The following is a 15,241-nucleotide window of genomic DNA, read 5'->3' as shown; positions in this document are numbered from 1 at the left end:
CCCTATGATGGACGAGGTGGATGCAGTGAAAAAGTGGCGGGTTATCATCAGACTTTGTCTCATTTGTATGATGTGTACCATGTTTCCCACACGAATTTATAGCCAAGAAAATCAAAATCGAGCACAGCAAATTTCCGCTCAAATTGGAGATCATGCTGCTGCATCGATTTTATTAGATCAAGCTTCGGGACGAGTCTTATACGCGAAAAAAGAAAATGATGAGATGAAAATTGCAAGTCTGACGAAGATTATGACCGCCATCATTGCAATTGAAAAAGGAGAGCTTCAAGATCTTGTTACGATTCAGCCCAGTGCAGTTGGAGTAGAAGGATCGTCTATTTATTTAAAAGCGGGCGAGAAAGTACCTCTGGAAGCGCTTGTATATGGACTGATGTTACGTTCAGGCAATGATGCCGCCACTGCGATTGCACAGCATGTTGGTGGATCGGTGGGAGGCTTTGTTTTTTTAATGAATGAAAAGGCACAAGAATTAGGGCTAGAACATACTCATTTTACGAATCCACATGGATTAGATGAAGAGAAACATTATTCATCCGCTAAAGACCTGGCTTTGCTAACCCAGTATGCGCTCCGAAATCCCACTTTTCAGCAAATTGTTAAAACCGAGTTAAAGACGGTGGAATGGCCGGGCGAAGAGTGGAAACGTACGTTACTTAATAAAAATAAGCTTTTGAAAATGTATCCATTTGCAGATGGTGTGAAGACAGGATATACGAAACAGGCTAAGCGTACTCTGGTTACATCCGCGACAAAAGATGGACAACAGCTGATTGCTGTTACCTTAAACGACGGTGATGATTGGAAAGACCATATGAATTTGTTTGATTATGGTTTCCAAAACTTCCAGTTGAAAGAAGTAGTGACAAAAGATCAAAAAATAACCTCTACAGAGATTGTAAATAAAGAGAAAAAGCGTTTGATCCTCGTATCTGGAAAACCTTTACCCTATCCATTACAAAGCTCAGAGACAAGTCAAGTAAAGATTGAACCGACTGTAAGCTATCCGCTAGAAAAAGTGGAGAAGAACGGAGTATTGGTTGGGACAGCAAAAGTCTACTTTGAGCAAGAGTTAGTGGGAACGGTCCCACTTTATAGTAAATTCACGCAAGATCCGAGTATCTTAAACAGTTGGAAAGAGGTATTGGCATTTTTGTGTGGAAGGATGGGGCAAGGTGATTAATTATATTTGGGTGTTTATGATTGTTAGTGGGATTATCGCCGCTATCCTTCAAGGAAAGATCGATCTGGTTACGACTGCCGCGCTAACAGGTGCCAAAGATGCGGTTGCGGTATGTATCGGCCTTATCAGCATCTTGGTTTTCTGGCTAGGGATGATGAAGATTGCAGAGGATTCAGGTCTCCTTAAAAAGCTCACAAAAGTTCTTCGACCCGTTGCCAAATTGTTGTTTCCAAGTGTGCCAGAAAACCATCCAGCGATGGGCTATATTTTATCGAATATGAGTGCCAATTTATTCGGATTGGGGAATGCCGCTACTCCGATGGGTATTAAAGCGATGGAGGAGTTACAAAAGCTAAACCCAGATCCTCATAAAGCTACCCCTGCGATGTGTACCTTGTTAGCTTTAAATACATCTGGACTAACGCTAATCCCCGCCACGATGATCGGGATTCGGATGAAATATGACTCCGCTAATCCGACTGAAATTATCGGTCCTACCCTTTTGGCTACGATTGTCGCTACAGGTGGCGCTGTCTTATTGGACCGTTATTATCGAAATCGCCATTTTAGAGGAATAAATTCATATAAGAAGTAAATGCAAAGGAGAGGGATCTATTGTACGAGGTAATCTCAGCCATATCCAACTATATGTTACCAGCCATCATCGTGCTCATCCCCCTCTATGCATTGTTTCGGAAAGTCCCCGTATATGAAAGTTTTGTTGAAGGGGCAAAAGAAGGCTTTCCAACTGCGATTCAGATTATCCCACACCTAGTGGGCATGATGTTTGCTGTAGCCGTGTTTCGAGATACAGGGGCACTCGATTTCTATCTGCAAGGACTCGTGCCACTTGCCAATTGGTTCCATATTCCCCCTGATATTCTGCCTATCGGGATTCTAAGACCCATTTCGGGAACAGGCTCACTTGCATTTGTCGAAAGCATCTTTCACACATTTGGTCCTGACTCTTTCATGGGAAAACTTGCTTCTACGATTCAAGCGAGTACCGACACCACTTTATACGTAATCACTGTCTATTTCGGTGCAGTCGGAGTTAAGAAGTCCCTATATGCTTTAAAAGTAGGACTTCTGGCTGATTTAATCGGATTTATTGCTTCGTTAGTCATTTGTACGATTATGTTTGGAGCTTTGTAAATTCAAATAAAATGAGTGCCATTTACCCAACAAGGTAATAGCACTCATTTTGCTTTTTAGAATAAAATTAGATTCGCCACCCAAGTTCTGCTATCATCAATATGAGTGTAAGCTCCGGTCGAAACGGTTAAGATGACAGAGAGGTGTTATGATGGAGCGTTTACAAAAAGTACTTGCCCAAGCGGGGATTGCTTCACGTAGACAAAGTGAAGAGTTAATCCTACAGGGGAAGGTTAAAGTAAATGGACAAGTTGTACAGACATTAGGAACCAAGGTCGATCCAGACCAAGATTGGATCGAAGTAAATGGAAAGCATATCAAACAAGAGAAGAAGCGCACGTTTATATTTTATAAACCAAAGCTTGTGATTACGAGCATGAGTGATCCAGAAGGCCGTAAAACGGTCGCGGATTTCTTTGATGATGTTCCGGAACGGATCTATCCAGTAGGTCGCTTGGACTTTGAGACAGAGGGATTGTTACTTATGACGAATGATGGAGAGCTTGCCAACCGCTTAGCCCATCCTCGTTACGAAGTGAATAAAGTATATGTAACAACGGTCAAAGGGAAGCCGACAGATGAAGAGTTAGAACAGCTTCGCAAGGGAGTCCGTTTGGAGGATGGGATGACCGCACCCGCTGACGTGCGTATGATGCAAGCGAATCCCGAGAAGAGCAAGCTTCGAATTCAAATTCACGAAGGTCGAAATCGCCAAATTCGCCGTATGTGTGAAGTATTGGGCTACCAAGTCCTTCATTTGATTCGCACAAAGTATGCTTTTCTTCACTTACAAGGTTTAAATCCGGGGGATAAACGTGAATTGACTAAAGCAGAGATCGAGAAATTAAATCGCATGCTACGCTAGTATGTTCAAATAATCTTCACAAAGTTTGTGAAGGATGTAACGATATAATGAAGTTGGATTTATGAGTGCAGGAACGGGGGAGGAGAATGGTCGAAAACACCAAATGCGAATGTGGTCATAATAACCCCGTCGGTACGATTCTTTGTGAGTACTGCGGCAAGCCACTTCAGCAGGAAGTGATAGAGAAATCCTCGATTGAAAATGAGATGAGATATGAGGGGGCAGCGAGGCGCTCTCAGCAATCGGTTATGTCACTATTTGACCGTGTCTGGGCCTTTTTCTCATCTGTGAAAGTAGCCATTAGCCTGATTGTGATTACCTTAATCCTTTCTGCTGTTGGAACGATCTTCCCACAAGAAGAGTTCGTTGGTGCGGCTTCTAAGGAGTTATTTTACCAACAGGAGTACGGTTGGTGGGGAGCGACCTTTTATCAATTAGGACTTTCAAAGATGTATTCACAGTGGTGGTTTGCTAGCTTAATCGCCATGATTGGGATTTCGTTAGTCATATGTAGTTTAGATCGCGTTGTTCCTCTATATAAGGCATTAAAGGGACAAAAAGTGATTAAAAATATTGAGTTCATGAAACGTCAGCGGATTCACGTGGCGGTAGAAGTGGCAACGGATGAAGAAGAAGCGAAATTAGCAGAGTTAGAGCAACAGCTGAATAATCATCGTTACCACATTCAGCGTGATGGGAAGGCGATTCTTGCGGAAAAAGGGCGTTTTAGTCGTTGGGGCCCTTATATTAACCATATCGGACTCATTATATTCTTATTTGGGATTCTCCTGCGGTTTATACCAGGTTGGAATATTGATTCATTTGTTAACTTGATTGAGGGTGAAACCAAACGTGTACCTCAAACCGAGTACTATGTTAAAAATGAGAAAACCGTTGCCGAGTATTATCGTCCTGAAGAGTTACCTCCAGCCATGAAAAGCGGTGGGGGCGAGGTGATCAAGAAGTATCAAACTGATGCCGTTTTGCTTAAGAAAGTGCCTGGTAGCAATGAAATGAAAGAAGTTACCAGACATGAAATTCAGGTAAATGATCCCCTAACATACGAAGGGTTAAATCTATTGCAGAGCGATTTTCGACCTCAGCAACTTCGTGGCATTAAGCTTGGCATCACAGATAAAAATACGAAACAGAGCAAGGGTCAGTTTACAGTAGTCTTTCATGAAATCTCGTTACATCAGGTTTATCAAGTCGGAGATCTGAAAGTGCGAATGGAAGAGTACTATCCTGATTTTGCGATTGAAAACCAACGCCCCATCACGAAATCACAAGAACCAAATAAACCAGCTTTTATCTTTACGATTCAAAAGCCTGATGGTAAAGAAGAGAAGTCCTGGGTAATCTCGGGTGAGCGTCTTCCAGATCCAGAAGGAAATCAATACGGTATTGACTTGGCAGGATTCGATCTCGCCAATCAGACCGGATTAATGGTTCGTGCAGAGAAAAGTTTATGGGTATATTTGGTCGGTGGCATCATCTTTATGATTGGAGTCACCATGGGATCCTACTGGCAACACCGCCGGGTATGGGCACGTGTCGATGATGGAGTCCTATATATAGGAGCGCATACGAATAAGAACTGGTTTGCCCTGCGTCGTGAGTTAGAAATGGTGGGTAAGCCAATCGGTCAGGTATTTGGACTAGTGGAAAATGAAAAAGAGTAGTTGAAAGTGAGGTGCGATCATGAAGACGACCATGGAGTACTTCCTGTTTGCCACATTCTTTCTATATTTGTTCTCAGCCGTTGTCTTTTTAGTTGGTGTATCAGGTGCTAAAAAGAAAGGCAATGCAGAACGGGTGAAAAAATGGGGGAAAGCAGGTATCATCCTCGCAATTATAGGCGTTACCTTACATGTTGCTTTTATCATCATACGAATTATGCTCAGCGGGCATTTCCCGACAAGTAACATGTTTGAGTTTATCGCATTCCTATGTTTTGCTGTCGTGTTAGGCTTTATTATTGTGTTTTTTATCTATCGCTCTTTTGTACTCGGTGCTTTTGTTATGCCGATCGCTGTGATTTTGCTTTCATATGCCACTGTATTTCCACGTGATGTACAACCCCTAATTCCAGCTCTGCAGAGTAGCTGGTTGTATATACACGTGACAACGGCGGCGATTGGTCAGGGATTATTTGGAGTTTCATTTGTTGCTGGACTGGTTTATCTCATTCATAAAGTGGGGAATCGAGATAAAAGCAAGTCAGCGATCTCATTAGAATTGATCTTCTTGGTCCTAATCATGTTTGGAAGCTTTTCGATTGTATCTACGATTTTCCAAATGACAGGATATCAAGCGACTTTCAAACATGTTTATAAGGGTGCAGAGGTCGTACAAGAGTATAAACTACCGGCAATCGTCTCACCTTATGAAAGTAAGACAGTAAAAATGGATTCCTTTGCTGGAATGTCTAAGCCGCTCTTTGAATCACCTAAGGTTTTTCAAGGAGAAAAAGCGGCAAGTAAGTTGAATTCGGTTCTCTGGTCTATCGTTTCAGGGCTGATCATCTATGCAATTTACTTCGCGATTGCCCGGAAGCGTTTAGGAAAGCTACTTCATCCACTGGTGCAAAAGTTAAACTTAGAACTGATGGATGAAATCGTGTACCGCTCCATCGTCATTGGGTATCCTATTTTTACATTGGGCGCCTTGATTTTTGCGATGATCTGGGCGAATCAAGCATGGGGTAGACCGTGGGGCTGGGATCCGAAAGAGACATGGGCATTTATTACATGGATGTTTTATAGTGCTTATCTCCATCTTCGCTTATCTAGAGGGTGGCACGGTGAAAAATCAGCATGGTTGGCGGTAGTTGGCTTTGCTATCATCTTAATTAACTTGATTGTAATCAATCTCGTTATTTCAGGCTTGCATTCCTACACATAAGAGGTGAAAGTATGGACAATCAAAATCAACAAACCATATTAGTCGTAGACGATGAGGATCGTATTCGCCGTCTACTCCGGATGTACTTGGAAAGAGAAGGATACATCATCGATGAAGCAGAAGACGGTGAGAAAGCCTTAGAGAAAGCATTTCAAAAGGATTACGACTTGATTCTATTGGATCTGATGTTGCCAGGTATGGATGGGCTGGAAGTATGTGCAGAAATTCGTAAAAAGAAAGCAACTCCGATTATCATGCTGACAGCTCGAGGCGAAGAGACGAATCGGGTAGATGGATTTGAAGCTGGAACGGATGACTATGTGGTGAAGCCGTTTAGTCCTCGTGAATTGGTACATCGTGTGAAAGCAGTGGTGCGACGCGCTTCTGCGACTGCGTACCTTACTACTAAAACGAATACCCATAATGTGATTGTGTTCCCTGAGCTGACGATCGATCATGATGCACATGAGGTAAAAGCAGGGGGTAAAAGTATCTCCTTAACACCAAAAGAGTACGAGCTTCTGCATTATCTTGCGAAATCCCCTGATAAAGTTTTTACACGCGAAACATTGTTGCGGGATGTTTGGAATTATGAATTCTTTGGTGATTTACGAACGGTAGATACACACGTAAAACGTCTTCGTGAGAAATTGAATCGTGCTTCCTCTCGTGCGGCTAGTATGATTACGACGGTTTGGGGAGTTGGATATAAACTTGAGGTGCCAAAAGAGTGATTCTACGTAGTGTAGTAGGGAAGCTTTGGCTTACCATTATCGTCTTGGTATCTCTTGTCCTGATTTTACTCAGTTTGTTTTTAAGTGAACAAGTAGAGCAATTTTATGAGCAGGATCAACTCAAAAGCTTAAAAGAAGTAGGAGAAGAGATCCAGAACGGCTTGACAGGCGTTAAAAACCATGCCAACTCGCGGATCCCTTCTTCTATCAAAAATCAACAAAAGCCCGGCATTAATGCAGCTGAATTGAATCGTAATATTGAAAAAGAGTATGTTGATACGGTGACAGAAATTGCGGGTCATTTTCATACGCATGTTATTATTACTGATTTTCAAGGAAAGCCATTATTTGATCAATCGGCTCAAACGCAGAGATATTTAGATGGAATTAAAAGTGTCCTGAAGCTGGATCAATTGCGCGAAGAGTTAGTGTCTGAGGAGTCTACTGCTAAACGAACTGGAAAATTGCAACTCCCGAAGGATGAGTTAAAAGAGAAGGGATTTGAAGATGGGCAAGTTATTGTTTATGCGACTCCCTACCTAGAAGATGCCAAGATCAAAGGGTCTATTGTCCTATTTCAAAAGCAAGGCGCTTTTAGTGAACAAGACATCAAGAAGTGGATTTTTTACTCGGCTCTGATCGGGATCGCTCTTACAACCGTATTTGCTTTCTTCCTATCCACGCGGATTACGCAACCTCTTATTCAGATGCAAAGAGCAGCTGAGAAGATGGCGCGTGGGAAGTTTTCGACGCGGGTGATGGTTCGGGCTCATGAACGGGATGAGATCGCGGAATTAGCGATGACCTTTAATCAGATGGCAGGTCAGTTGGAAGAGTCCATTAACCTTCTTTCTCACGAAAAAGAGCAGTTGACTAGCATTCTTCGTAGTATGTCAGATGGAGTAATCAGCATTAATGCGCATGGGAAGATTATTTTGTCTAACCCACCAGCTGAGCGTTTTTTAAATCTATACCGTGATCCACAAGATTTTAAGCAGAATAATAGCTTGCCTCCGACCCTATTGGAAGTGTTCCGTTATGTATTAGAAGATGAAGCGGAACAGATGGGGGATATTGAGGAGCAAGGCCGAACGTGGCAACTGATCATGGCACCGTTATACGCACGCGAACAAGTACGTGGGGCTGTTGCGGTGATGCGCGATGTGACGGAAGAGCGCCACTTAGAGAAACTGCGCAAAGATTTTGTAGCGAATGTATCGCATGAATTACGTACACCTCTCTCCATGTTACAAGGATATAGTGAAGCATTGCTCGATGATATCGCGGACTCTCCAGAGATGCGTCAAGAGTTAGCGCAGATTATCAATGATGAATCCCAGCGGATGAGTCGACTGGTAAACGAGCTATTAGATCTAGCACGAATGGAAGCAGGACATATCGATCTTATATTGTCTGAGCTATCTGTGAAGTCATTTGTGGATCGTGTGACTCGTAAATTTAGTGGACTAGCTGGTGACAAGAAGATTGAATTGGTTGGAGAAGTAGAAGAAGATGTGCCAATGGTGTATTGGGATGAAGATCGTACAGAACAAATCCTAACCAACTTAATTGGAAATGCGATTCAACACACTCCAGAAAATGGCAGAGTAACAGTACGTGCCAAATGGCTAGATAATCAGGTATACTTAGAAGTCGAAGATACTGGGACAGGGATTCCAAATGACGACCTGCCATACGTTTTTCAGCGCTTCTATAAGGCAGATAAAGCGCGGACCAGAAAAACGGTTTCAGGTGGTACAGGACTTGGGCTTGCGATTGCGAAACATTTGGTGCACGCTCATAACGGTAAGATTTCTGTTCGCAGTGAACTGGGCGTTGGAACTACATTCTGCGTTCAACTTCCACAAATAGTTGAAGATAATTAGATAAAAGCAGCCAAACAAGGTGGACCTCTTATGGAAATTTTTCCGGTCAAGAGGTCTACCTCGTTTTGTAATATGGAGGGGTTAGCGTTGAGTCGTATTAAAGCATCCATACTAGTGTTAATTGCCGGAATTTCATATGGATTTATTAGCCTTTTTGTTAAATTAGCCTATGCCAAGGGATATAGCCCTGCACAAGTGTCAGGAAGTCAGGTGTTTTTCGGAGTAATCGGTATGTGGTACTTGGCATATCGGGTCCGTTTGGAGTGGAGAAAAAAACAAATCAGCCGTAAAGATCTCATATCACTATTACTTGGTGGTGCGTTTTCTGCCATTACAGGAGTTACCTATTACCTATGCTTACAAACAACGCCAGCATCCTTTGCGATTATCTTGATGTTCCAGTTCACCTGGATGGGTATGTTAATCGAGTGTGTAAAATCACGCCGAAAGCCAACGAAGGATGAACTTATTTCTATTGTTGTTATTTTACTAGGAACGTTCTTAGCGGCAGGAATTTCAGCAGAGGAGCTGTCTAATCTCTCTGGGATTGGAGTTTTCTATGGTCTTCTTTCTGCTATCGGTTATACAGGGTTTATCTATTTCAATGGAACGCTAGCGCCAACCGTTCATCCTACCCTTCGAGGTGCTTGGATGATCACTGGGACCTTGATTGCCATATTTGGAGTTTATCCGCCGACCTTTTTAGTAGACGGAACGTTACTGGATGGTCTGTGGGCTTGGGGACTCTTACTAGGATTGTTTGGTTCTCTCATTCCTTCCTATTTATTTGCGATTGGGATACCGCATATTGGGTCGGGCATGGCTTCGATCTTAGGATCAGTCGAACTGCCAGTTGTTATCTTAACATCTGCCCTTTTATTAAGTGAATCTGTTTCGATGATCCAATGGGTGGGAACCATTCTTATTCTCGTAGGAATTGGGTTCTCCGAGTTACGTCGTGCTAGTAGTGAAAAGAAGATGAAATTAGTGGAATAAATATAGACCTGACTAAAAAACAAGAGAGGGGGGCATCCCCTCTAAATAGATAAGTTTGAAATTTTAATTAAGTCATAGTTAACGATGAGAGCTGATGATTAAGTAGGATTATTTTATTTATAAATGGGATACCCACTTATACAAATATCCTCACCAAAACAATCGATCGCAAGCTTATCCAGTTGAACAGCTAGTCCCATCTGAGAAAATCCTTCGCCTGAAATAGGGGAAATACTATCCTTACCACCAAGCAATTTTGGAGCGATAAAAATCATTGCCTTCTGAACAAGAGAAGCCTCCAGCATCGACCAATTCAACTGACCTCCGCCTTCAAGCAAAATGGACTGAATCCCATTTTTCCCGAGCCTCTCCATTGCTTTATGTAATCCCACTCGCGATCCATTACCTGTACGAAGCACTTTCACTCCATACTCCACCAATCGTTTTTCCTTCTCTATATCTGCCGCATCTGCACAAAGCATCCATGTCTGCGCCTCGCTTGTATCTACCAACGGTGAATCAAGTGGCAAGCGTAACTGACTATCCGCGATGATCCGAATGGGATTTCTCCCATTTCCATCGGGCAAGCGAGTTGTCAGTTGTGGCCGATCTTTTATAGCCGTGTCTACGCCGATCATAATTCCATCATAGATGTGCCGTAATTCATGAACATGATGTCTCGATGTCTCTCCCGTTACCCATTGGCTATCTCCTTTCGAAGTAGCAATTTTTCCGTCTAGTGTCATAGCTGACTTTAGTACAACAAAGGGTAACCCTGTCTGTTTATAGTAGGAATCTGCTTCTTCCTTGAGCTTTTTGAGATGCTTCACGATCACGATCCATCCTCCTGTGTTTTTTCAATGTTATTGGTTATATTACCCAAGTGTGAGTTAAAGTCAACTTTATACAGATATTCAAGTTGCTTGCGGTTCACAGATTTAGGTATTCGTTTTAATAGTGTATTTCGTAATAAAGAAAGAAATGGATTATCCACTTGGGCCATTTTTCCTACTAACCGTGAATATCGTGAGATTGTTTCTGTTCTTTTTAATCGCTTGGCCTCAAACTCAGAAAATGCTTCATGAACAGATGGATTATTTTTTAAACAATGGGCAAGGACAACAGCATCTTCGATAGCTTGACATGCTCCTTGTCCTAAATTTGGAGTTATGGCATGTGCAGCATCGCCCATCAAAAGTATTCGATGAAAGGCAAATCGTTGAAGAGATGGAATATCGATAATATCATTATGAATCATCTTGTTGTTCGTATTACCATTCAAAATACTAGGAATCGGATCATGATAATCTTTAAAATGTTCGAATAGATCTTTTGCTTGATATGCAGAGTATCGCGTGCTTTGATAAGGTGCATTGATTAAGGCGTACCAGTAGATTTGTTGATTAGGTAATGGCACTATACCAAATCTCCCTTTGATCCCCCAGGTTTCAGTAGCATCTTCTGGAATACAATTGACATTACTTTGAGTAATAACACCTCTCCAGCAAGTGTAACCTGCATAACGAAGTTGCGTGGAAGGTAGTAGATTTTTTCGGATAACAGAGTGTATGCCATCAGTAGCAAGTAAAAAATCTCCGGTAGCCTTACTATGATCTTGAAAAAATACAGTTACCCCAGTTTCATCCTGTTCAAAGTGAATACACTTCTTTCCCATATAAACTGTATCCGGTTGTACAGCCGAGCTTAATAGGAGATGTAAATCTGCTCTGTGAATGGATATTTGTTCAAACGGAGATGGAATAATTTGCTTAGATAAGTGCTTTCCTTTTTCTGATAAAAGTGTAAGTCCATGAATGGATCTGCCGTGATTCTTAACTAGTTGATAAATACCTAGATGATCTAATCCTTTTAAAGCATTGGATGCGAGCACTATCCCAGCACCAGCAGGCTTCCGTTCTGGATATTCCTCATAAATATTCACATCGAATCCAAGCTTCTGCAAAGCAATGGCAGCGCTGAGACCTGCTATTCCACCGCCTATTATAATGACTTTTTTTTTCATGAATGAATCCCCTTCCAAACAATTTCTAGTTGATTGCGAACCATACTCTTTAACTCCTTTTTATCAGAATTAACGATACTCCAATTCACTAAGGAATAAAAATATATAGCCATTAACACAGAGATAACATGCTCAGAGGATGGATTTCCTACTATTTGCTTAGATTGTTTAGCTTCATCAATCATTTTTATTAACACAGATCTAAAGTGATCAATCGTTTTCTGTTCTTCTTTCATTAGTCCTGAGGATCGGATCATCTCTGAGAGGAAAACCCTTATTAGCTCTGGATGTTCTAGATAACGACTAGTGAGGTCATCAAAAAGCTGGAAGATCCTTTCTTTTATTTCTAGATGAGCATACTTTGAAATATTTTGTTGTATGAATTCCATTTGAGATGAGCCTAAATAAAGTAAAATCGACTCTTTTTGAGGAAAATAATTATAGAAAGTTCCTTTGGCAATCCCGCACGATTGGGTAATTTCTTCTATGGTTACATGATCAAATCCCTTTTCAACAAATAAGCGCATAGATTGCAAGAAAATTTTTTCTTTTAGAGCTTTTTTCTTGGCTTCTCTTAACATAAATGAATCACCACCTAGAATAATGACCACAGTCATATATGACTGTGGTCATTATTCTATTCTATTTCCGAATAAACATCAAGTCAACAAATTATCTTTACTTGTCTAAGGGAGATACAATATAATAACCATATAGAAATAAATACGACTAAATTCGGAGGAGCCTGTCATGCAGGGGTCTTTCTGCCTATTTTTAGGTGGAGAGTTCCCTATACGACAGGTTCTTTTTGCTTTTTGAAAAGAGGAGGGATGATTTGTTATGTTTCTTGCCATTTTAAATGATGATGACATTGGATTTGACGACGCTTTCCATCGATACTACTAAAGGAGATTGTGAAGGGAGGGGGTGCTATATGCTATTTGTAGAGATTTTAATCATTTTGCTTGCGACGAAAATAGCGGGTGAAATTAGCATAAGGCTTGGGCAACCAGCTGTTCTTGGAAAGTTGATAATCGGTATTATCATTGGACCGGCTGTATTTGGCTGGATTCAAGAATCAGAGATCATTCATCAACTTAGTGAAATCGGCGTGATCTTGTTGATGTTTATCGCAGGATTGGAGACGGATGTGAAATCGTTACGTCAGAACCGGAATTCTTCGATTGCGGTTGCAGTGGGAGGTATCATATTCCCGCTTTTGGGAGGGTATTTGGTTGGATTAGTGATGGGATTAAGTCAGTCTCACGCTCTTTTCCTAGGATTACTACTATCTGCGACTTCGGTTAGCATCTCTGCACAGACGCTAAAAGAGTTAGGGCATTTAAAGAGCCGAGAGAGTGCTACTATCTTGGGTGCCGCGGTGTTGGACGATATCTTGGTAGTGGTGGGTCTGGCAGTCATGATGAGCTTGCTGACTGCGGAAGAGGTTAGCTTAGGAGCGGTACTGTTTAAGAAATTGATCTTTTTTGTCGCGATTGGACTTCTTGGATGGAAAGCTGTTCCTTGGATCATGAACAAGTTTAGCTCTTGGAGAGTATCAGAGTCGGTAGTGAGTACAGCACTCGTTCTGTGTTTCTTTTTTGCTTATTTAGCAGAATCTCTAGGTGTAGCCGCTATTATCGGGGCATTTGCCGCTGGAGTTGCTATTTCCCAAACACCTTATAGACGCGTAGTAGAGCAAAAAATCGAACCCATTGCATACGCCTTTTTTGTGCCCATCTTTTTTGTCAGCATTGGTTTATCCGTTTCGTTTGTTGGCATGGGAGGTCAATTGTGGTTTATCGTGGGACTTACGATTGTGGCCGTCTTAACTAAGTTGTTAGGTTCAGGACTTGGTGCTAGACTAACAGGTTTTCATCGTCGTTCTGCGCTTGGAATTGGTGCAGGGATGGTATCAAGAGGAGAGGTTGCTCTTATTATCGCGGCGATTGGATTGGAGGCGCATTTACTAAAGCAAGAGTATTTTACAGCCATTATTACTGTTGTGATTTTGACTACTCTTATTACACCGCCATTGCTAAAGAAATTATTTTCGAAATTAGAAGCAAATCATGAAACCGTTACGTAAATAGAGCAACCACACCTTCGTATAAAAGGGTGTGGTTGCTCTATTCGTTTTTTAGCTTATGAAAGTGCGTGCTACACTCTTACAACGGACTTACGCTTTAATAGTTCTTTCATTTCTTCCTTGCTAACCTGATGGCGTACTGGAAATGCGGAGTAGGCGCTGTGTGTGCGAAGATACAGGTCTTCGATATCTCGAATCGCGATGGCTTTTAGGCTATACAGTTGTTCTGCCATTCGCTTGGTATCAATTCGATTCATCCCAAACGTTGTAATGTTATAGAACGTATCTGATTTGGGTTTGTATTCGATTCGAATACGGGTACTTGTTTCGGAATCTGCTTGTAGCTGAATGTGTTCGCTAATCGAGTAGCGTTCGTATTGAAATCGCGAGAGGATGGATTGATTTTTCACCTTTTCTTGAAAGTGAAGTACTTCTCGAACGATAGCAAGACTTAGATCAACTTGATAGGAGAGAATGAGATGTCCTCCAGCTTCTGTCGTATCATAGACTGCATCGATGATTTTCCCTTGATTATTTGCGATTTCTCGTTCGGCATCGCAGAGATAATCATAGACATACTCCACAGGAGCTTGAAGAGTTGTTTCGATTACAAAAGATTTCAACTAAAAATCCTCATTTCTTATTTTGAAAGTCTACTGGTACGACTGGACGCATGATGACACGTCCAATAATCATATTGGCTGGTGCGGTGATAATCTGATAGACCGATTCAGCGACATCAGATGCATGAAGCGAATAACTTTTTGGATTGGCACTGAACTCGGTCTGAATCGAACCGGGACAAAGTGTACTTACTTTTACATAATGTGGCTTTAATTCTTGAGTTAGGGCATCCGATAATGCCATCATCCCAAATTTGGATGCGCAATAACCTGCACCGCGGGCAAATGCCTCCGTCCCAGCTACGCTAGAAATATTGACAATGTGGCCCTGCGTCTTTTTTAGATGGGGGATGGCGTATTTACATGTTAAAAAGGCTGCTTTGAGATTGACACTCATCATTTCGTCCCATTGATTTTCGGTTAGATCTTCAACGGGGGCAAAATGGGCGAGTCCTGCATTGTTAATGACGAAGTCAAGTCTTCCAAAGGAATGAATCGCCTGCTCGACCAAACGTTTCACATGAGAGCTGTCTGCGATATCACCAGGGAAGCTAATAACATGGTCTGGGAACTCTGCCTGAAGTTCTTCTAGTTTCCGGGCACTTCGAGCAGTTGCTAGGACGTAAATCCCTGCGGAAGCAAAGCGTCGTACGATTTCCTTACCAAGACCTTTACTAGCCCCTGTTACAAGAGCGGCTTTTATAGGAGAATGGTTGGTCATAAGGTTCGTTCATCCCTTCTTTTCGAGTCCTCTTTCATTTTAGA

The 15,241-nt window shown here is 41.9% G+C and carries 15 protein-coding genes; 10 read left to right on the top strand and 5 right to left on the bottom strand.

The genetic code is table 11. The features are described from left to right. The first annotated feature begins 25 nt into the window (after positions 1-25). The 9 genes from J2Z48_RS11205 to J2Z48_RS11165 all read left to right on the top strand — a co-directional run bounded on the left by J2Z48_RS11205 (position 26) and on the right by J2Z48_RS11165 (position 9,741). Positions 26-1,201, top strand: coding sequence for a D-alanyl-D-alanine carboxypeptidase family protein (locus tag J2Z48_RS11205; RefSeq protein WP_307253564.1), 1,176 nt, complete (start codon positions 26-28; stop codon positions 1,199-1,201). Next, positions 1,194-1,796 (top strand): nucleoside recognition domain-containing protein, encoded by a 603-nt coding sequence (locus J2Z48_RS11200; RefSeq protein WP_307253562.1) that lies wholly within the window; start codon positions 1,194-1,196, stop codon positions 1,794-1,796. Before J2Z48_RS11205 ends, J2Z48_RS11200 begins: the two co-directional genes overlap by 8 nt. A 20-nt stretch (positions 1,797-1,816) precedes the next feature. Next, a complete protein-coding gene (locus J2Z48_RS11195) occupies positions 1,817-2,356 on the top strand; it encodes a spore maturation protein (protein WP_307253560.1) in 540 nt (179 codons plus the stop codon). Between the two features lie 151 nt (positions 2,357-2,507). Next, positions 2,508-3,221 (top strand): pseudouridine synthase, encoded by a 714-nt coding sequence (locus J2Z48_RS11190; RefSeq protein WP_307253690.1) that lies wholly within the window; start codon positions 2,508-2,510, stop codon positions 3,219-3,221. A gap of 86 nt (positions 3,222-3,307) precedes the next feature. Then, complete coding sequence (locus J2Z48_RS11185; RefSeq protein WP_307253558.1) at positions 3,308-4,903, top strand: cytochrome c biogenesis ResB family protein; 1,596 nt, start codon at positions 3,308-3,310, stop codon at positions 4,901-4,903. 19 nt (positions 4,904-4,922) lie between these two features. Next, entirely contained in the window at positions 4,923-6,125 is a 1,203-nt protein-coding gene (ccsB, locus tag J2Z48_RS11180; protein WP_307253554.1) for a c-type cytochrome biogenesis protein CcsB, read from the top strand. An 11-nt stretch (positions 6,126-6,136) separates the two neighbouring features. Continuing rightward, entirely contained in the window at positions 6,137-6,859 is a 723-nt protein-coding gene (locus tag J2Z48_RS11175) for a response regulator transcription factor (RefSeq protein WP_131847979.1), read from the top strand. Then, positions 6,856-8,745, top strand: a complete 1,890-nt coding sequence (locus tag J2Z48_RS11170) for an ATP-binding protein (RefSeq protein ID WP_307253550.1) — start codon at positions 6,856-6,858, stop codon at positions 8,743-8,745. Before J2Z48_RS11175 ends, J2Z48_RS11170 begins: the two co-directional genes overlap by 4 nt. Positions 8,746-8,832: 87 nt before the next feature. After that, positions 8,833-9,741 (top strand): EamA family transporter, encoded by a 909-nt coding sequence (locus J2Z48_RS11165; RefSeq protein ID WP_307253546.1) that lies wholly within the window; start codon positions 8,833-8,835, stop codon positions 9,739-9,741. Between the two features lie 113 nt (positions 9,742-9,854). Here J2Z48_RS11165 and ribD read toward each other — a convergent pair whose 3' ends face one another. The 3 genes from ribD to J2Z48_RS11150 are packed head-to-tail and all read right to left on the bottom strand — an operon-like array spanning position 9,855 to position 12,345. Next, positions 9,855-10,577, bottom strand: a complete 723-nt coding sequence (gene ribD / locus J2Z48_RS11160) for a bifunctional diaminohydroxyphosphoribosylaminopyrimidine deaminase/5-amino-6-(5-phosphoribosylamino)uracil reductase RibD (RefSeq protein WP_307253543.1) — start codon at positions 10,575-10,577, stop codon at positions 9,855-9,857. Beyond that, positions 10,574-11,764 (bottom strand): FAD-dependent monooxygenase, encoded by a 1,191-nt coding sequence (locus J2Z48_RS11155; protein ID WP_307253542.1) that lies wholly within the window; start codon positions 11,762-11,764, stop codon positions 10,574-10,576. Before J2Z48_RS11155 ends, ribD begins: the two co-directional genes overlap by 4 nt. Continuing rightward, the gene (locus tag J2Z48_RS11150) at positions 11,761-12,345 is read right to left on the bottom strand and encodes a TetR/AcrR family transcriptional regulator (RefSeq protein WP_307253540.1); all 585 of its coding nucleotides are present in this window, start codon (positions 12,343-12,345) and stop codon (positions 11,761-11,763) included. The genes J2Z48_RS11155 and J2Z48_RS11150 overlap by 4 nt, the downstream gene beginning before the upstream one ends. Before the next feature lie 353 nt (positions 12,346-12,698). Between J2Z48_RS11150 and J2Z48_RS11145 the strand changes: the two genes are divergently transcribed. After that, the gene (locus tag J2Z48_RS11145; protein ID WP_307253539.1) at positions 12,699-13,853 is read left to right on the top strand and encodes a cation:proton antiporter; all 1,155 of its coding nucleotides are present in this window, start codon (positions 12,699-12,701) and stop codon (positions 13,851-13,853) included. Between the two features lie 71 nt (positions 13,854-13,924). On the opposite strand, the gene J2Z48_RS11140 is transcribed toward J2Z48_RS11145, so the two are convergent. Both J2Z48_RS11140 and J2Z48_RS11135 read right to left on the bottom strand, forming a co-directional pair. After that, positions 13,925-14,476 carry a hypothetical protein gene (locus tag J2Z48_RS11140; RefSeq protein WP_307253538.1) on the bottom strand — a complete coding sequence of 184 codons (552 nt, stop codon included), beginning with the start codon at positions 14,474-14,476 and terminating at the stop codon, positions 13,925-13,927. Positions 14,477-14,486: 10 nt separating this feature from the next. Then, positions 14,487-15,197, bottom strand: a complete 711-nt coding sequence (locus tag J2Z48_RS11135) for an SDR family oxidoreductase (RefSeq protein ID WP_307253537.1) — start codon at positions 15,195-15,197, stop codon at positions 14,487-14,489. Positions 15,198-15,241 lie beyond the last annotated feature (44 nt).

It is taken from the genome of Croceifilum oryzae, assembly GCF_030814315.1.
Taxonomy (GTDB): domain Bacteria; phylum Bacillota; class Bacilli; order Thermoactinomycetales; family Thermoactinomycetaceae; genus Baia; species Baia oryzae.
This window is presented reverse-complemented; position numbering and strand designations above follow the sequence as displayed.